Source organism: Pusillimonas minor (genome assembly GCF_014237865.1).
In the GTDB taxonomy this organism is placed as follows: Bacteria; Pseudomonadota; Gammaproteobacteria; order Burkholderiales; family Burkholderiaceae_B; genus Neopusillimonas; species Neopusillimonas minor.
This window is the reverse complement of record NZ_JACJUU010000007.1, coordinates 100,427-117,671: the sequence shown is the minus strand read 5'-3', so window position 1 is coordinate 117,671 and position 17,245 is coordinate 100,427. Positions and strand designations below refer to the sequence as shown.

Sequence of the window (17,245 nt, the reverse complement as noted above, 5' to 3'; positions counted from 1 at the left end):
TTTTTGATGTGCGGTCCGACCTGTATTTTGCTACGTAGCCAAATCTGATTATTTGACGCTTAAAGCGGCCCCGGCCGCATTGCGCGGCCGGGGAAACACAGGCTTTGTCCTGCAGTCTTACTTCAGTTTGTTGAATTGCTCCTGCACCTTGTTCAAGGTTTCGGAGAACTGGGCAACCCTGGCTTTCTCTTGTTCGACAACAGCAGGTGGCGCTTTTTGTACGAACCTTTCGTTTGACAGTTTGGCGTTGGCCTTTTCAATCTCGCCGATCAGGCGTTCGATTTCTTTACCCAGACGCGCCCGTTCGGCAACGATGTCAATTTCTACACGGAGCATCAGTTCGGTGGTTTCCACCACCTGCACGGGTGCGCCAACATCGGGAAGCTGGTCGACAATCTCGACTTCGCTAAGCTTGGCCATGGCCGCCAGGTAGGCACTGTTGCGGGCCAGCACCGTGGGGTTGCCGCGTGCAACCAAGGGTACCCGTTGTGCTGGCGAGAGATTCATTTCGCCTCGCAAGGCCCGAACTGCCTCGACCTGGGCTTTGAGTTCGGCCACCTGGGCTTCGGCCGTTTCGTTGACCCGGGCGGGGTCGGCGACCGGGTAGGCGCGCACGCTGATGCTGGTGTCTTCGTTGGCCAGGCGCTTGCCCGCAACCACCGATACTTTTTGCCACAGCTCTTCGGTAATGAACGGAATAATGGGGTGAGCCAAACGCAGCAAGGTTTCGAGCACGCGAATTAAGGTGCGGCGGGTGCCCAGCTGCTGGGCCGGCGTGCCGTTCTGGATTTGCACTTTGGCCAACTCGAGGTACCAGTCGCAGTATTCGTCCCAGATGAAGTGATAAAGGGCGTTGGCGATAAAGTCGAAGCGGTAATCGGCGAACCCGCGTTCAACATCGGCCTCGAGGCGCTGCAGTTGGCTGATGACCCACTGGTCGACAAACGACAGTTCGTCATTGCCTTCGCCCGACAGGTCGTGCCCTTCGGTGTTCATCAGCACGAAGCGTGTGGCGTTCCAGAGTTTGTTGCAGAAGTTGCGGTAGCCTTCGCAGCGTTTCAGGTCGAAGTTGATGTTTCGGCCCAGCGTGGCGTAGGCCGCCATGGTAAAGCGCAGGGCATCGGTGCCGTAGGCGGGGAAGCCTTCGGGGTAATCTTTGCGTGTTTTCTTTTCGATGGACGCAGCCTGGCGCGGGTTCATCAGCCCGCTGGTGCGTTTGGTCACCAGAGACTCCAGGTCGATACCGTCGATCAGGTCGACCGGGTCGATGGTATTGCCCTTGGACTTGCTCATTTTTTTACCTTCCATGTCGCAGACGAGGCCGTGGACATAGACGGTTTTGAATGGAACCTGGCCGGTCATGTGCATGCTCATCATGACCATGCGCGCAACCCAGAAGAAAATGATGTCGAAGCCGGTGACCAGGACGCTGGACGGCAGGTAGCGGGCCAGGTCGGGAGTTTGTTCGGGCCAGCCCAGGTCGGTAAACGGCACCAGTGCCGATGAAAACCAGGTGTCGAGGACATCGTTGTCGCGAGTGAGCGGCCCGTTAACGCCGGCTGCTCGGGCTTTTTCAAGCGCTTCGGCTTCGTTGCGCGCCACGAAAATCTGCCCGTCTTCGCTGTACCAGGCCGGAATCTGGTGGCCCCACCACAATTGGCGCGAGATGCACCAGTCCTGGATTTTTTCAAGCCACTGGTTGTAAGTGGTTGTCCAGTTTTCGGGGCAAAACTTGACGCGGCCGTCGGCGACGACCTCGAGGGCGACCTCGGTGATGCTCTTGCCCGGGTGCAGGCTGTCTTCGGGCGCGGGTTTGCTCATGGCGACAAACCACTGGTCGGTCAGCATGGGTTCGATGACCGTTTGCGTGCGGTCGCCGCGCGGCACCATTAGTTTGTGCGGTTTGATGTTTTTAAGCAGCCCCTGGGCGTCGAGGTCGGCCACGATTTGTTTGCGGGCCTCGAAGCGGTCGAGCCCCTGGTATGCGGTGGGCGCGTTTTCGTTGATTTTTGCGTCGAGGGTCAGGATGCTGATTTGCGGCAACTGATGACGCTGGCCGACGGCGTAGTCGTTAAAGTCGTGCGCCGGGGTGACCTTGACAACGCCGGTGCCGAACTCGCGGTCGACGTAGTCGTCGGCAATAACCGGAATTTGACGGCCACACAGCGGCAGCTCGACGGTCTTGCCAATCAGGTGGGCGTAGCGTTCGTCTTCGGGGTGCACCATGACGGCGACGTCGCCCAGCATGGTTTCGGGGCGGGTGGTGGCCACCACCAGGTGGGTCAGGCCGCCCTGGGGTTCGGTCAGCGGGTAGGCAATTTCCCACATCGAACCATCTTCTTCTTCGCTGACTACTTCAAGGTCGGACACCGCGGTGCCCAGGACCGGGTCCCAGTTCACCAGTCGTTTGCCCCGGTAGATCAGGCCTTGCTCGAACAGGCGAACGAAGGTTTCGACGACGCCGCGCGACAGGTTGTCGTCCATCGTGAAGTATTCGCGGTCCCAGTCGGCCGACGAGCCCAGGCGACGGAACTGCTCGGTAATGGCGCTGCCCGATTTGTGCTTCCAGGCCCAGACCTTTTCAAGGAATTGTTCGCGGCCCAGATCGTGACGGCTGATGTTCTGGGCGTCGAGCTGGCGCTCGACCACGATTTGCGTGGCGATGCCGGCATGGTCGGTGCCCGGGATGAACACGGTGTCGTCGCCGCGCATACGGTGGTAGCGCACCAGGCCGTCCATGACGGTTTGGTTGAAGGCGTGACCCATGTGCAGTGTGCCAGTGACGTTGGGTGGCGGGAACTGAACGACGAAAGGTTCGCTGGTATGACCGGCGGCAGGTTGTACGTGTTGGCCGCCCCTGAAATAGCCGTGTTGTTCCCATTTGGCGTACCAGCGTGACTCGAGCGCATCGGGCTCGAAGCTTTTGGGCAGGGCGTTGTCGTCGGGGGTTGCGGCGTTAGATGTCATAAATTGGCTTGTTAATGCGTGTAAACGATGAAAATGCCACTGAAATGCGGTCTTTCTGAACGGATCAGGGCGAAACCCGCCATTTTATGATGCAGAAAGCGCAAATAGGCATGTTAAAATGAGCGGTTCACAAAAACTTTAGCAAAGTTCTTGTTTTTACTAAGAAAATCTTTTCTTTCAATTTGGATATTTTATGGCAATCGAACGCACCCTTTCCATTATCAAACCCGATGCAGTCGCCAAGAACGTCATTGGCCAGATCGTAGCCCGCTTCGAGCAGGCCGGCCTGAAAGTCGTCGCCGCTCAACTCAAGCAGTTGTCGCGCGCCGAAGCCGAGCGCTTCTACGCCGTTCATGCAGCACGCCCGTTTTTCAAAGATCTGGTTGATTTCATGGTTTCCGGTCCTGTGTTCGTTCAGGTGCTCGAAGGCGAAAGCGCCATCCAGAAAAACCGCGACCTGATGGGCGCCACCGATCCTAAAAAAGCAGAAGCCGGCACAATTCGCGCCGACTTTGCAGACAGCATCGACGCCAACGCAGTACACGGCTCCGACGCTCCCGAAACCGCCGCTGTAGAAATCGCTTTCTTCTTCCCCGAAAGCAACATCCACAGCCGTTAATTTTTCAGGGCGACACAGCCCAAATTCATGACCGAAACCACCGAACGAATCAACGTACTTGGCCTGGGCGCCACCGAACTGACCGACCTGGTCGCGCAGTGGGGTGGCAAGCCGTTTCGTGCGCGCCAGCTCATGCGCTGGGTGCACCAGCGAAGCGCGGGTTCGTTCGAGGTCATGTCCGATCTGGCCCGCGAGTTTCGCGGCCAGCTCGATCAGCATTGCTGCATTGCGGCCCCGGGCGTACAAACCGAACAGCGCTCGTCCGACGGCACCCGCAAGTGGCTCTTCGACGTCGGTAACAACAACGCCGTCGAAACGGTCTTCATCCCGGAAGACGATCGCGGTACCTTGTGCATTTCCAGCCAGGCTGGCTGCACGGTAGCGTGTCCGTTTTGCTCTACGGGTTATCAAGGTTTCAACCGAAACCTCACCACTGCCGAAATCATCGGGCAGTTGTGGCATGCCAAACGCACCCTCGAAGCCGATCTCGACAGCGCGCGCATCGATGGGCCCGGGGCGGCCACACCGCCTCAACGCGTCATTACCAACGTCGTCATGATGGGCATGGGCGAACCCCTGCTCAATTACGACAACGTGCTGGGGGCCCTGCGCCTTATGCTCGACGACAACGCCTACGGGCTGTCGCGTCGTCGGGTAACCGTCAGCACGTCGGGGGTTGTGCCTTTCATCGACCGCCTTGCCCAAGATTGCCCGGTGGCGCTGGCGGTATCGCTGCATGCCCCCAACGACGCTCTGCGCGATCGCCTGGTACCCCTTAACCGCAAGCATCCGCTGCGCGAATTGCTCGACGCCTGCAATCGTTATTTGCAGCATGCACCGCGCGATTTCATCACTTTCGAATACATAATGCTTGACGGTGTCAACGACACCGATCAGCACGCCCGCGAACTCATCGAGATCGCGCGGCAGGTACGTTGCAAGTTCAACCTTATCCCGTTCAACCCTTTCCCCCAGTCGGGGTTGAAACGCTCCCCGGCTGCCCGGGTTCGTATTTTCGCCCAGCGGCTTACCGATGCCGGCGTGGTCACCACCGTGCGTAAAACCCGTGGCGACGACATCGCCGCTGCATGTGGTCAACTGGCCGGCGACGTCAAAGATCGCACGCGCATCAACGAAAGGTTGCCCGATCGTGCCACCATACTCATCAAAGAGGAGCATGCATGAACCAACCCCTGCTCAAAGAAGAGGCGCAGTCCGGTTCTGTCGTCAATTTGCGTGACGGCGTCGGCGCAACCCTGAAAACCCTGCGGCAATCGCGGCGTGTCACGCTATCCGAAGCCTCGGCCCGACTGAAATTTTCCACGCGACAGTTGCAGGCCCTCGAAAACGAGCAATGGGCCGACCTTCCTGTCGGCTTGCCTTTGCGCGGCATGGTTAAAAATTATGCGCGCTTCCTCGAGGCCGACGTCGATGCCATTATGGTGATGCTCGGCAATCAAACCGGCAATGCCGCCGTGCCTAAAGCAGGGATTGCCCCCGTCGAGGGCGGGCCTGCCTTCACACCCACCGACCTCCCGGTTCAGCACGAATCCGGCGGGTTTTCGTGGGTCTGGTTCGTGGTGATTTTGCTGGTGCTGGTGGCAGCGGGCTTTTATGCCGTCGACCGCGGTTGGGTCCCCGAAGCCTGGCTGACACTCGAATGGTTCCGGTCGGCTCAGTCCTGACTTCATATTAGTCTGTTACAGCAGCAATGACGCTTATCGATTCCCCGGCCGGTCAAGACCGGCCAAATATTTCCGTGGGCCCCGCGCCCCGTCGTACTACCCGTCAGGTGGTTTTGTCCTGGTACGATCACACCGTACGTGTAGGCGGTGGGGCGCCGGTGGTGGTTCAGTCCATGACCAACACCGACACCGCCGACCCGATCGCCACCGCCATTCAGGTCAAAGACCTGGCCATGGCGGGCTCCGAGGTTGTACGTATTACCGTTAATACGCCCGAAGCCGCCGCACAGGTGCCCGCCATCCGCGAGCAGCTCGATCGCATGGGGGTATACGTCCCGCTGGTGGGCGACTTCCATTACAACGGGCACAAATTGCTCACCCAGTTCCCCGAGTGCGCCCAGGCGCTGTCCAAGTACCGGATCAACCCCGGCAATATGGGCGCCGGTAACAAACGCGACGACAACTTCGCCCAAATGATCGAAGTCGCGTGTCGCTACAACAAGCCGGTGCGTATTGGTGTGAACTGGGGCAGTCTTGACAGCAGCCTCATGGCCAAAATGATGGACGAAAACAGTCGTCGGGCGCAGCCCTGGGCGGCGCAGGCGGTCATGCGAGAAGCGCTGGTGGTTTCGGCAATCAGCAATGCGCAGCGGGCCGAAACCCTGGGGCTGCCTGGCGATGCCATTGTGCTGTCGTGCAAGGTCAGCCATGTGCAAGACCTTATCGCGGTTTATCAAGATCTGGCTTCGCGTTGCGATTATCCCCTGCACCTGGGCCTGACCGAAGCGGGTATGGGCAGCAAGGGTATTGTTGCCTCGACGGCCGCGCTGGCCGTTTTGCTGCAGCAGGGTATTGGCGACACGATCCGCATTTCGCTTACGCCCGAACCAGGCGGAGACCGCACCCGCGAAGTCGTGGTGGCGCAAGAAATTTTGCAAACTATGGGGCTGCGTGCGTTTACGCCCATGGTGGTGGCGTGCCCGGGTTGCGGGCGCACCAGTAGCACGGTTTTTCAAGAGCTGGCCGACAGCATTCAAACTTATTTGCGTCAGCAAATGCCGGTCTGGAAAACACGTTATCCGGGCGTCGAAACCATGAATGTTGCCGTGATGGGTTGCGTGGTTAACGGCCCCGGCGAAAGCCAGCATGCCGATATCGGTATCAGCCTGCCGGGCACGGGCGAGGTTCCCTCGGCCCCGGTCTACATCGATGGCCGCCGCACGGTTACCCTTAAAGGTGATAGCATCGCCGGCGAGTTCCAGGCCATTGTCGAGCGTTACGTCGAAGAAAAATATGGGGTTGGCGGTCAGTCCCGCTAACCGGTTACGCAAAAAGAGCATTTATGTCGCAGTCGTTTAAAAAAGTTCATGCCATTACAGGCATGAAAGATGTCTTGCCAGATTCCAGTGCGCACTGGGAGCAACTCGAAGAAATTGTCCGGCAATGGCTGGCCGCCTATGGGTATCGCAATATGCGCGCGCCGGTGCTCGAGCACACCCGCTTGTTTACGCGGGGTATTGGCGAAGTCACCGACATCGTCGAAAAAGAAATGTATTCGTTCACCGATGCGCTGAACGACGAACACTTAACCCTGCGGCCCGAGTTCACGGCAGGTATTGTCCGCGCAAGCATCGAACACAACCTGTTGTACGATCGGCCACAGCGCGTGTATTCGCTGGGTCCGGTGTTCCGTCACGAAAAGCCGCAGCGCGGCCGCTATCGCCAGTTTCATCAAATCGATGTCGAAGCCCTTGGTTTTGCCGGCCCCGATGTCGACGCCGAGCTGATCGTCATGCTGTCCCGCCTCTGGAAGACGCTGGGGCTGCAGCACGTGCGCCTCGAGCTGAACTCGCTGGGCCAGCCCCACGAAAGGGCGGCGCACCGCGAGGCGCTGGTGCGCCACCTCGAGGCCCACATCGATGTGCTCGACGAAGAGGCCCGCCGTCGCATGCACACTAATCCGTTGCGCGTACTCGACACCAAAAATCCGGCGATGCAAGACATGGCCAATGCAGCGCCCAGCCTTTTCGACTTTCTCGGCGAAGAGTCACGCGCCCATTTCGATGGCGTGTGCGCACGCCTGGCCGATGCCGGCATTTCGTACACACTGAACCCGCGCCTGGTTCGCGGGCTCGATTACTACAATGGCACGGTTTTCGAATGGATCACCGACCAGTTGGGTGCGCAAGGCACAGTGTGTGGTGGCGGGCGCTACGACGGCCTCATCGAGCTTCTGGGCGGTAAAAGCGCTCCGGCCGTTGGTTTTGCCATCGGTATGGAGCGTCTGCTCGATCTCTGGAGCCAGTCCCAGGCGCCGCAGGCGGCGCCCGAATGCCAGGTGTACATGATTCATCAGTCCGATGCGGCCCAGCGCGCCGCAGCAACGCTGGCCGAGTCATTGCGCGACGCCGGCCTGCGTGTCATTGTTCATGCCGGCTCGTCCGGGTTCAAGTCGCAGTTCAAGCGTGCCGATGCCAGCGGTGCGCAGGCGGCGGTCATTATCGGTGAAGACGAGTTGCGCGAAAACACGGTCAGCATAAAATGGCTGCGCGCCGAAGCTATCGCCGATGGTCAGCAACAAGAGACGGTTCCAATGACCCGTCTGGTAGAAGTCCTGAAACAAAAGGTATAAAAACAGCATGGCATACGATCTCGAAGAACAGGAAAAACTGGACGCAATCCGGCAGTGGTGGGACCGTTACGGCACGCTGATCGTGACAGTGGTTGCCGTTATTGCGCTGGCCTTTGCCGGTTGGCGCGGTTGGCAGTGGTACGAAGGCAATCAGGCCCGTCAGGCGATGGGTTACTTCGAAGCCCTCGAATCTGCCGCCACCAAGCCGGGCGACGACTCTCTCGAGCGGGTCAAGGCGGCAAGTCAAACCCTGCGTGCCGACTTCCCGTCGTCGGGTTACACCACGCGCGGCGCCTTGGTGGCAGCTCAGGTGCTGGTACAGCAGCAAGATTACGCCGGCGCCAAAGAACAATTGCAGTGGGTCATCGACAACAGTACAGATCCGGCGCTGGTGCCCTTGGCCCAGTTGCGTCTGGCAGGTGTCTTGCTTGACCAGAAAGAGTACGATGCGGCGTTGGCGCTGGTTGCCAACGGGCCCGAAGCCTTCGAGGCCTTGTTCTCCGATCGCCAGGGCGATATTCTTGCGGCGCAAGGCAAAAAAGAAGACGCCAAGTCTGCCTGGCTCAATGCGATCGAAGCCTTGGGCGCCGACCCCATGACCCAAATCATCCAACTTAAAATTGACGCCCTCGGAGTCTGACCTTATGCATGCTGTTATGTCCCGTCGTCTGAAGTGTGCCGTTGCGGCGCTCAGCCTTTCTGTGCTGGCTGGCTGCTCGTGGTTTACGCCCAAAGACCCGCGCTTCGAGCCGTCTCCCCTTACCGAATATCCGGCGGGCGTTTCGGCCAGCACGGCCTGGTCAGTCAATATCGGCAGCGGCGGGGGCTCGGGCTTTGTGCCCGTGCTGGTGGGTGATGGCGTTTACGCCGCAACGCCCAACGGCAATGTCGTCAAAACCAGCCTGACAAGCGGCGGCATGCAATGGCGCGCCGACGCCGGCATTGACTTGTCTGCCGGCGTGGGTTCCGACGGCATCACGACCGCAGTTGCAGGCCCTGACGGCACCGTAGTGGCCTTCGACGACCAGGGCCAGGAAAAATGGCGCGCCCAGGCCACCAGCGAGGTGTTCGTCCCGCCAGTGGTAGGCGCAGGGGTTGTTGTGGTGCGCAGCAGCGACTACCGTATCCAGGCGTTCGATGCCGCCACAGGCGACCGGCTCTGGTCGGTACAGCGGCCCGGCCCGGCGCTGGCGCTTAAAACCAACATGCAAATGTTGATCATCGAAGGCGTGGTGATTTCCGGCTTGCCCAATGGTCGTCTTATCGTCATTTCGGCGCAAGACGGCGCTGTGCAATGGGAAGGCACCGTTTCCACACCGCGTGGCGCGACCGACCTCGAGCGCATCAATGACGTTGTCGGTGCGCCGCAAACACAGGGTTCGTTGCTGTGTGGTGCCTCTTATCAGGGGCGTATTGTGTGTTTCGATATCGCCCAGGGCGGTATCCCGGTCTGGGAGCAACCCTTCTCTACGACCACAGGCATCGCATCCGACAGTCGCCAGGTATATGGCGCAGCAGGGCGTGATTCGGTGTATGCCTTCAGCCTGACCGATGGCGGCGAGCAGTGGCGCCAGGATGCTTTACGCAACCGTCGCTTGTCAGGGCCTGCGGTGGTCGGTTCGGCGGTTGCCTTTGGCGACTACGATGGGTACGTCCACTTTCTCTCGTCTTCCGACGGCCGCCTGTTGGGCCGTATCCAGGTCGGCGGGGGGGCAGTGGTCTCTCCGCTGGTCTCCACGCCACGTGGCGTGCTGGTTCAGACGGGTAATGGCAGTTTAGTTTTGGTTGGTGTCAATTGAAAAAGGTTTTATTCAAGCCAGTAGTGGCTTTGGTCGGTCGGGCTAACGTTGGCAAGTCAACGTTGTTCAACCGTCTTACCCGTTCGCGCGCTGCGTTGGTGGCCGACTTCTCCGGGTTGACGCGCGACCGTCACTACGGCGAGGGCCGGGTCGGGAAATACCCCTTCCTGGCCGTCGATACCGGCGGTTTCGAGCCCGTTGCCAAAAGCGGCATTGTGGCCGAAATGGCGCGTCAAACCCAGCAAGCCATTGCCGAGGCCGACGTCGTCATCTTTCTGGTCGATGCACGTGCGGGCGTCAACGCCCACGACCACGAAATCGCGCGCTTGCTGCGCCGCGCGGGTCAACGCGTGTTCCTGGCGGTCAACAAGGCCGAAGGCATGCGCAACGCCGGCGCCATCGCCGAATTCCACGAGCTGGGGTTAGGCGAGCCTTATCCCATTTCGGCATCGCATGGCGATGGCGTCGTCGACCTCATCGAGCACGCCTTGTCGTTTCTCGACGAAGGCGCTGACGACGATCATGCCGACATCGCGCACGACGAAGATGCATATAGCGAGGTATTTGACGTCGACGCCGAAGACGGTTTGCCCGATCTGGATGCCGAGTCGGAAGAACCGGCCGACGACCAAACGCGCCATCGTATCAAGCTGGCCATCGTGGGGCGGCCCAACGTGGGCAAGTCGACGCTTATCAATACTTTGCTGGGCGAAGAACGTGTCATTGCCTTCGACATGCCGGGCACCACGCGCGACGCCATCGAGATCGACTTCGAACACGAAGGCACGCCATTCACCCTGATCGACACGGCAGGCTTGCGTCGTCGTGGCAAGGTCTTCGAGGCCATCGAAAAGTTCTCGGTTATTAAAACCTTGCAGGCCATCGAGGCCTGTAACGTGGTGGTGCTCATGCTCGATGCCCACGCCGAAATCTCCGATCAAGACGCGCACATTGCCGGGTTTATTGTTGAAACCGGCCGTGCCCTGGTCGTAGCCGTCAACAAGTGGGACGGCCTGAACGCCGAAGAGCGCGATCGTATCAAACACGAGTTCGAACGCAAATTACGGTTTTTGTCGTTTGCGCGCATGCACACCATATCGGCGCTTAAAAACAAAGGCATTCAACCTTTGCTCAAGTCGATCAGGTCGGCGCACGCGGCGGCGTTCTCGAAGTTGTCAACACCCAAACTTACGCGGGTTTTGGTGGCTGCCGTCGAACAGCAGCCGCCACCCCGAAAAGGCATTTTCCGGCCCAAAATGCGCTATGCGCACCAGGGCGGCCAAAATCCGCCGCTTATCGTCATTCACGGCAATGCCCTCGATGCGATCCCCGACGCTTATCGCCGCTACCTCGAGGCTCGTTTCAGGGCGGCGTTCAAGCTCGAAGGTACGCCTTTGCGTATCGAGTTCAAATCATCAACCAATCCGTATATTCAGAAGGGGGCCTGATTGAGCCGTTTCTGGAGTGATCATGTCGCGGGGCTTTCGCCCTACGTACCCGGCGAGCAGCCTAAAATCCTCGACTTGCTCAAGCTCAATACCAACGAGCATCCGTGGGGCCCGTCGCCGCTGGCCATCAAGGCCATGCAAGAAGCTGCAAACGATCGGTTGCGGTTGTATCCCGATCCGCAGTCAACGGCGTTGTGCCAGGCTATTGCCGACCATCATAATGTGTCGCCTGCCCAGGTTTTTGTCGGCAACGGTTCCGACGAGGTCCTGGCCCATGTGTTCAATGGTTTGTTCCGCCATGCCGGGCGGCCATTGCTGATGCCGGACATCACCTACAGCTTCTACAAAACGTATTGCCGTCTTTTCGACGTTCCAGTCGAGATTCAACCCCTGGCCGACGACTTTTCAATCTGTGTCGACGATTACACCCGGGCACGTGCGGTATTGCCGGCCGGCATTATTTTTGCCAACCCCAATGCGCCTACCAGCATGGCACTTGGGCTCGACGATATCCGTGGCATTGCGCGGGCCAACGCCGACATCGCGGTCATTGTCGACGAGGCCTACGTCGACTTCGGCGCCGACTCCGCCGTTGCCCTGCTGTCAGAATTTGACAACATCGCCGTGGTGCACACGTTTTCAAAATCGCGGTCGTTGGCCGGCTTGCGTGTCGGGTACGCCGTTGGCAGTGCGGCCATCATCGAGGCGCTGGTGCGGGTTAAAGACAGTTTCAATTCCTACCCCCTCGACAGCATTGCGCAAGCGGGCGCCATCGCGTCCATTCTCGACCGCGATTACTTCCGGCGGGCCTGCCAGGCCATTGTCGATGCGCGCGAAGCGCTGGTGGCCGACCTGGCCGCGCTGGGTTTTGAGGTCTTGCCCAGCGCTGCCAATTTTGTGTTTGCCCGTCATCCGCAGCACGATGCCGCCGGGCTGGCGAGCGGCCTGCGCGACAATCGCATTCTGGTGCGTCATTTCGCCCAACCCCGCATCGACCAGTTCTTGCGTATTACGGTAGGTACCCCCGACGAATGCCAGCGCTTGTGCCAGGTGTTGGCGGTTTTGTTGGGCGACCAAAAATTACAGTAATTTGTCAGTCAATCGTGGCCAATTACGGGGAAACCCTGTAAAGTAGACGTTTGCGGTATTTATCCATAACAACACAATTGGAGTTAAGCCAATGAGCAACAAAGGGCAAACATTACAAGACCCGTTTCTGAACGCGCTGCGCAAAGAACATGTGCCCGTATCCATTTACCTGGTTAACGGCATCAAATTGCAGGGCCAAATCGAATCCTTCGACCAGTACGTCGTTTTGCTACGTAACACCGTCACGCAAATGGTGTACAAGCATGCCATTTCTACGGTCGTACCTGCTCGCCCGGTTAACCTCCAGCTCGATGACGCTGCCGCTGAATAACGCTGCAGTCGCCCCTCTTTACGAACAGCCCGCCATGCGCGTCGCGCAGGCGGGCGTTTCGTTTTTGTGCACCCCATGAAAGCTTTAGTTATTAGCGTCGATCTGGGAAACCCCGATTTCCAGGCCCACTCAGAAGAGTTCATTATGCTGGCCGAGGGCGCCGGCGCTGAAATCGTTGGCCATCTGGTGGCGCGTCGACAGCGGCCCGATGCCGCTTATTTCATCGGCAAAGGCAAGCTCGAAGAGGCCAAGCTCATTGCCGATGAGCATCAGGCCGATATCATCTTGTTCGATCAGCCGCTTTCTCCGGCCCAGCAACGCAACCTCGAACGTGGCCTTAACCGCCGGGTGGTCGATCGCGTTGCGCTTATTCTGGATATTTTTGCGCTGCGCGCCAAAAGTCACGAGGGTAAGCTGCAGGTCGAACTGGCGCAGCTGCAGCACTTGTCAACACGCCTGACGCGTCTCTGGACTCACCTTGAACGTCAGCGTGGCGGTATCGGGATGCGCGGGCCTGGCGAGTCTCAGCTTGAAATGGACCGCCGCATGATCGGCGCCAAGGTCAAGCTGCTGCGCGAACGGCTCGATCGCGCCCAGCGCCAACGCAGTACGCAGCGTCGCTCGCGTATGCGCGGCGGCATTATGTCGATCTCGCTGGTGGGGTATACCAACGCGGGTAAATCAACCCTGTTCAATGCCTTGACCCGGGCGGGTGCCTACGCCGCCGATCAATTGTTCGCCACACTCGATACCACCACCCGCAAGCTCTGGATCGACGGAGCAGGGCAGGTGGTGGTCTCTGACACCGTAGGGTTCATTCGCGATTTGCCGCCAACACTCATTGCCGCCTTCAGGGCAACGCTTGAAGAAACCGTGCAGGCCGACCTGTTATTGCATGTGGTCGATGCCTCAAGCCATCAGCGCGACGAGCAAATAGTTGAAGTGCACAAAGTGCTTGCCGACATCGGGGCGGGTGATATCCCCAGAATTATGGTGTACAACAAAATTGATGCGGCCGGTTACGAGCCGCGGGTGGAGCGCGACGAACATGGTACCATTGTGCGCGTATTTGTTAGTGCCCTGACGCGGGCAGGCCTTGATGGCCTTCGTCAGGCCATCGTCGAATCAGGTCAAGTCGCAGGAAATAATGCGTTTAATGTCGAAAATATTTAACTTGAATGATCCCGGTTGGGGTCGCGGAAAAGGCGGTAACGAGCCGCCCCGTCAACCCGATAACAACCAGGGCAATAATAGCGGCCCCCCAGATCTCGACGAGGTCTGGCGCGATTTCAACAATCGTGTCGGTTCGCTGTTCGGGCGTAAAGGTCGCCGCGGCGGTGGCGGTGGTCACCAGGGCGGTGGCGGCAGCCCCGTTCAGTTGCCCAAGGGCTCACCCAAGCTGGTGGTAGGTGGCCTGGTCGTGCTGGTAGGGTTGTGGCTGGCCAGCGGCTTCGTGGTTGTCCAAGAAGGGCAGGTTGCGGTCGTCACCAAGTTCGGCAAGTATGTCAAAACCCTTAACCCGGGTTTGCAATGGCACTTGCCATACCCCATCGAAGACCATCAAACCGTTAATATTTCGCAGTTACGTACTTTCGAAGTCGGTTTTCGTGGGTCAGCGCGCAACAAAGTGCTTGCCGAGTCCCTCATGCTGACCACCGACGAGAACATTGTTGATGTGCAGTACGTGGTGCAGTATCGCCTCATGCCCAACGGCGCGCCCGATTACCTCTTCAAAACCAGCGACCCCGACGAATCCGTTCGCCAGGCGGCAGAAACCGCCATGCGCGATGTGGTCGGCCGTCAACCCATGGACTCCGTCCTGTATTCGGCGCGTACGCAAATTGCCGCCGATGTGCAGCGCCTTGCCCAGGAAATCCTCGATCGTTACCAAACCGGCATTCAGGTCAGTACGGTTGCTATCCAGAACGTCCAGCCGCCCGAACAGGTTCAGGCCGCATTCGACGACGCTGTAAAAGCCGGCCAAGACCGCGAGCGCCAGATCAACGAAGGTAACGCCTACGCCAGCCGCGTCCTCCCCGAAGCCCAGGGTCAGGCTGCACGCCTTGTTCAAGAGGCCGAAGGCTATCGCGTTTCCGTGGTCAGCCGCGCCGAAGGTGACAGCGCACGCTTCAGTAGCATCGAGGCCGAGTACGCCAAAGCGCCCGATGTCACCCGCGAGCGCATGTATCTGTCGACCATGCAGTCCATCCTCGAGAAATCGTCCAAGGTGTTCATTGACAGCGAATCGAGCAACAACATGCTGTATTTGCCACTCGATAAAATCATGCAGCAAGCGGCGCGTAACCCCGATGCCGCAACCCAGTCTGCCTCTGCTTCCTCTGCGCCTACGCCGGCCGCAGCCGACAAGTCTGCCAGCAACGCACCGGGTGCTGCCCGGTCGGGCAGTAGCAATCCGTATAGCGGCGGGTCGTCAGGCTCGCTCATGACGAGCCCTTATTCGCGCTAACGGAGGCCTCACACTATGCAACGTTTCTTTCCCTATCTAGTTGGTCTGGTCATTGTCCTGGCCGTGGCTTCTTCTTGTGTGTTTGTGGTGCGCGAGCGCGATGCCGCTTTGGTGTTTGCCTTGGGTGAGGTGCGCGAAACCGTCACCGAACCAGGCCTGCATTTCAAACTGCCGCCACCCTTCGAAAACATCGTTACCCTCGATCGTCGCCTTCAAACCATCGAGTCGCGCGACCCCGAACGCATTCAAACGGCCGAGAAGAAAAACCTTCTTATCGACTCTTACGTCAAATGGCGCATCATCGACCCGCGCCTGTACTACGTGACCTTCGGCATTAACCGGCGTGCCGCCGAAGAGCGCCTCAGCGCGCAAATCCGCGATGCGCTTAACGCCGCCGTCAACGTACGTACGGTAAAGCAGGTGGTCTCCAGCGAGCGCGGCGACATCATGCGCGAAGTGCTGGCTAACGTCGATCGTCGCGCCAAGCCGCTGGGTGTCGAGGTCGTCGATGTTCGTCTCATTCGCATCGACTTCGCGCCCGAAATCTCCGAGTCGGTCTATCGCCGCATGGAAGCCGAGCGCAAAGAAGAGGCCAACCGCCTGCGTGCCACCGGTGCCGCCGACAGCGAACGCATCCGCGCCCAGGCCGATCGCGAACGTCAGGAAATTTTGTCGAAGGCATACGCCGATGCGCAAGAAATCAAAGGTCAGGGCGATGCCCAGGCGGCCGATATCTACGCACGTGCTTATGGCCGGAACCCCGATTTCTACAGCTTCTACAAAAGCCTCGAAAGCTATCAGTCCGCCTTCTCGGGTTCCGACGACACGCTGGTGCTAAGTCCAAAGTCAGACTTCTTCAAGTTCTGGTCTGATGCTTCGGGCAAAACGCGCTACAATACGCCGTAAGTTGAAATACTTCCGCAAGCGACTTGGCGGGCTTACGCCCCAAGTCGCTTTTTGTTTGGTTGCTTCTCAAGCGTTTTCAGGTTTCTTGAATGTCCAAGTGGTTATTGCCAGAGCACCTGGCCGATATCCTGCCCGCAGAAGCGCGTCGCATCGAAGAGCTCCGGCGCGACCTGCTTGATCTGTACCGCACCCACGGGTTCGAACTCGTGGCGCCGCCGTTGGTCGAGTACCTCGACTCATTGCTGTCGGGTACCGGCAGCGATCTCAACTTGCGTACGTGCAAGCTCGTCGATCAACTCTCGGGCCGTACGCTGGGCGTTCGCGCCGATATCACCCCGCAGGTGTCCCGAATTGATGCCCATTTGCTGAACCGGCCCGGCGTTACCCGGCTGTGTTATTGCGGCACGGTGCTGCACGCGCGCCCGGCCGACCTGCTCTCCGATCGCGAATTGTTGCAAATCGGCGCCGAAGTTTTCGGGCACGACGGTGTCGAAGCCGACATTCAAATCATTCAGTTGGCCCTCGAAAGTGTTCAACGTGCCGGCGTTCGCAATGCGCGTATCGACCTGAACCATCCGGGTGTGTTCCGCGCTTTGGTCAATGCCGATCCGGCCCTGGCCGAAGTCGACGCCGAGCTTTCCGACATGCTGGCCTCAAAAGACGTATCGGGTATCAGCCGTCTGTGTGCCACACTCAACGACGTGCGTCCCGACACTGTCCAGGCGCTCGTGGCCATGCCGCGTTTATATGGTGGCGTCGCCATGCTCGATCAGGCGCTGCAGGTGTTGCCGCGTTTGCCGGCGGTGTTAAAGGCGGTCAACGACCTTAAAGCACTGGTCGCCGCCTTGCCCGACTACGAATTCAGCATCGACCTGGCCGACGCGGGTGCAGGTTACGCCTACCACTCCGGTGTGGTGTTTTCCATTTATGCTCAGGGCTGGCACGACGCCCTGGTGCGTGGCGGGCGCTACGATGGCGTTGGCAAGGTTTTTGGCCGGTCGCGTCCGGCGACAGGTTTCAGCCTCGACTTGCGTAAGCTGTCGGCAGGCTTGGGTGCGCCGCCGCTGACGCGCGCCATTCAGGCGCCCTGGGGCACCCAGTCGGCCCTCGTGCAAGCTATTCGCAGTCTGCGCGACGCGGGCGAAATTGTGGTTCAGGTATTACCAGGTCAACCCCATTCCCTTGACGAGTTCCAGGTCGACCGCGAGCTGGTGCAGCAAGACGGGCAATGGGTCATACGGGCGATTCCGGGCGCGCACTAGCGTGCCGGGTCGCAGGGTTCAATCAATTAGTTGTTGTAAA

Annotated in this window: 15 protein-coding genes; 14 read left to right on the top strand and 1 reads right to left on the bottom strand. The window is 59.3% G+C overall.

All coding sequences use genetic code 11. The features are described 5' to 3' along the window. Nucleotides 1-117: 117 nt before the first annotated feature. A complete protein-coding gene (locus GTU67_RS10245; RefSeq protein WP_185779975.1) occupies nucleotides 118-2,967 on the bottom strand; it encodes a valine--tRNA ligase in 2,850 nt (949 codons plus the stop codon). Between the two features lie 193 nt (nucleotides 2,968-3,160). Between GTU67_RS10245 and ndk the strand changes: the two genes are divergently transcribed. The 14 genes from ndk to GTU67_RS10175 all read left to right on the top strand — a co-directional run bounded on the left by ndk (nucleotide 3,161) and on the right by GTU67_RS10175 (nucleotide 17,205). Then, nucleotides 3,161-3,586, top strand: coding sequence for a nucleoside-diphosphate kinase (gene ndk / locus GTU67_RS10240; RefSeq protein ID WP_093971304.1), 426 nt, complete (start codon nucleotides 3,161-3,163; stop codon nucleotides 3,584-3,586). 27 nt (nucleotides 3,587-3,613) lie between these two features. Further along, complete coding sequence (gene rlmN / locus GTU67_RS10235) at nucleotides 3,614-4,771, top strand: dual-specificity RNA methyltransferase RlmN (RefSeq protein ID WP_185779974.1); 1,158 nt, start codon at nucleotides 3,614-3,616, stop codon at nucleotides 4,769-4,771. Continuing rightward, a complete protein-coding gene (locus GTU67_RS10230) occupies nucleotides 4,768-5,271 on the top strand; it encodes a helix-turn-helix domain-containing protein (RefSeq protein WP_185779973.1) in 504 nt (167 codons plus the stop codon). The genes rlmN and GTU67_RS10230 overlap by 4 nt, the downstream gene beginning before the upstream one ends. A 26-nt stretch (nucleotides 5,272-5,297) precedes the next feature. Continuing rightward, nucleotides 5,298-6,590, top strand: a complete 1,293-nt coding sequence (ispG, locus tag GTU67_RS10225; RefSeq protein ID WP_185779972.1) for a flavodoxin-dependent (E)-4-hydroxy-3-methylbut-2-enyl-diphosphate synthase — start codon at nucleotides 5,298-5,300, stop codon at nucleotides 6,588-6,590. A gap of 23 nt (nucleotides 6,591-6,613) precedes the next feature. Beyond that, the gene (hisS, locus tag GTU67_RS10220; RefSeq protein WP_185779971.1) at nucleotides 6,614-7,903 is read left to right on the top strand and encodes a histidine--tRNA ligase; all 1,290 of its coding nucleotides are present in this window, start codon (nucleotides 6,614-6,616) and stop codon (nucleotides 7,901-7,903) included. A gap of 7 nt (nucleotides 7,904-7,910) precedes the next feature. Beyond that, entirely contained in the window at nucleotides 7,911-8,543 is a 633-nt protein-coding gene (locus GTU67_RS10215) for a YfgM family protein (RefSeq protein ID WP_185779970.1), read from the top strand. Nucleotides 8,544-8,559: 16 nt separating this feature from the next. Next, nucleotides 8,560-9,702, top strand: a complete 1,143-nt coding sequence (gene bamB / locus GTU67_RS10210) for an outer membrane protein assembly factor BamB (RefSeq protein WP_249417676.1) — start codon at nucleotides 8,560-8,562, stop codon at nucleotides 9,700-9,702. Next, nucleotides 9,699-11,150 carry a ribosome biogenesis GTPase Der gene (gene der, locus GTU67_RS10205; RefSeq protein ID WP_185779968.1) on the top strand — a complete coding sequence of 484 codons (1,452 nt, stop codon included), beginning with the start codon at nucleotides 9,699-9,701 and terminating at the stop codon, nucleotides 11,148-11,150. Before bamB ends, der begins: the two co-directional genes overlap by 4 nt. Beyond that, entirely contained in the window at nucleotides 11,151-12,239 is a 1,089-nt protein-coding gene (gene hisC, locus GTU67_RS10200) for a histidinol-phosphate transaminase (RefSeq protein WP_185779967.1), read from the top strand. A gap of 91 nt (nucleotides 12,240-12,330) precedes the next feature. Continuing rightward, nucleotides 12,331-12,570 (top strand): RNA chaperone Hfq, encoded by a 240-nt coding sequence (hfq, locus tag GTU67_RS10195; RefSeq protein WP_093971295.1) that lies wholly within the window; start codon nucleotides 12,331-12,333, stop codon nucleotides 12,568-12,570. 75 nt (nucleotides 12,571-12,645) lie between these two features. Next, nucleotides 12,646-13,743 carry a GTPase HflX gene (hflX, locus tag GTU67_RS10190; RefSeq protein ID WP_185779966.1) on the top strand — a complete coding sequence of 366 codons (1,098 nt, stop codon included), beginning with the start codon at nucleotides 12,646-12,648 and terminating at the stop codon, nucleotides 13,741-13,743. Next, on the top strand, nucleotides 13,718-15,037 hold the full coding sequence (hflK, locus tag GTU67_RS10185) for an FtsH protease activity modulator HflK (RefSeq protein WP_185779965.1): 1,320 nt from the start codon (nucleotides 13,718-13,720) through the stop codon (nucleotides 15,035-15,037). Before hflX ends, hflK begins: the two co-directional genes overlap by 26 nt. Nucleotides 15,038-15,052: 15 nt before the next feature. Continuing rightward, entirely contained in the window at nucleotides 15,053-15,943 is an 891-nt protein-coding gene (gene hflC, locus GTU67_RS10180) for a protease modulator HflC (protein WP_185779964.1), read from the top strand. Nucleotides 15,944-16,032: 89 nt separating this feature from the next. Further along, complete coding sequence (locus GTU67_RS10175) at nucleotides 16,033-17,205, top strand: ATP phosphoribosyltransferase regulatory subunit (RefSeq protein WP_185779963.1); 1,173 nt, start codon at nucleotides 16,033-16,035, stop codon at nucleotides 17,203-17,205. The last annotated feature ends 40 nt before the right edge of the window (nucleotides 17,206-17,245 follow it).

Excerpts from the sequence above, each read along its gene's own strand:
- GTU67_RS10230 (WP_185779973.1), top strand. The coding sequence starts at position 4,768 with ATGAACCAACCCCTGCTCAAAGAAGAGGCGCAGTCCGGTTCTGTCGTC.
- rlmN (WP_185779974.1), top strand. The coding sequence starts at position 3,614 with ATGACCGAAACCACCGAACGAATCAACGTACTTGGCCTGGGCGCCACC.
- hflK (WP_185779965.1), top strand. The coding sequence starts at position 13,718 with ATGCGTTTAATGTCGAAAATATTTAACTTGAATGATCCCGGTTGGGGT.
- hflC (WP_185779964.1), top strand. The coding sequence starts at position 15,053 with ATGCAACGTTTCTTTCCCTATCTAGTTGGTCTGGTCATTGTCCTGGCC.
- GTU67_RS10215 (WP_185779970.1), top strand. The coding sequence starts at position 7,911 with ATGGCATACGATCTCGAAGAACAGGAAAAACTGGACGCAATCCGGCAG.
- hisS (WP_185779971.1), top strand. The coding sequence starts at position 6,614 with ATGTCGCAGTCGTTTAAAAAAGTTCATGCCATTACAGGCATGAAAGAT.
- bamB (WP_249417676.1), top strand. The coding sequence starts at position 8,560 with ATGTCCCGTCGTCTGAAGTGTGCCGTTGCGGCGCTCAGCCTTTCTGTG.
- GTU67_RS10245 (WP_185779975.1), bottom strand. The coding sequence starts at position 2,967 with ATGACATCTAACGCCGCAACCCCCGACGACAACGCCCTGCCCAAAAGC.
- hflX (WP_185779966.1), top strand. The coding sequence starts at position 12,646 with ATGAAAGCTTTAGTTATTAGCGTCGATCTGGGAAACCCCGATTTCCAG.
- ispG (WP_185779972.1), top strand. The coding sequence starts at position 5,298 with ATGACGCTTATCGATTCCCCGGCCGGTCAAGACCGGCCAAATATTTCC.
- ndk (WP_093971304.1), top strand. The coding sequence starts at position 3,161 with ATGGCAATCGAACGCACCCTTTCCATTATCAAACCCGATGCAGTCGCC.
- hfq (WP_093971295.1), top strand. The coding sequence starts at position 12,331 with ATGAGCAACAAAGGGCAAACATTACAAGACCCGTTTCTGAACGCGCTG.
- GTU67_RS10175 (WP_185779963.1), top strand. The coding sequence starts at position 16,033 with ATGTCCAAGTGGTTATTGCCAGAGCACCTGGCCGATATCCTGCCCGCA.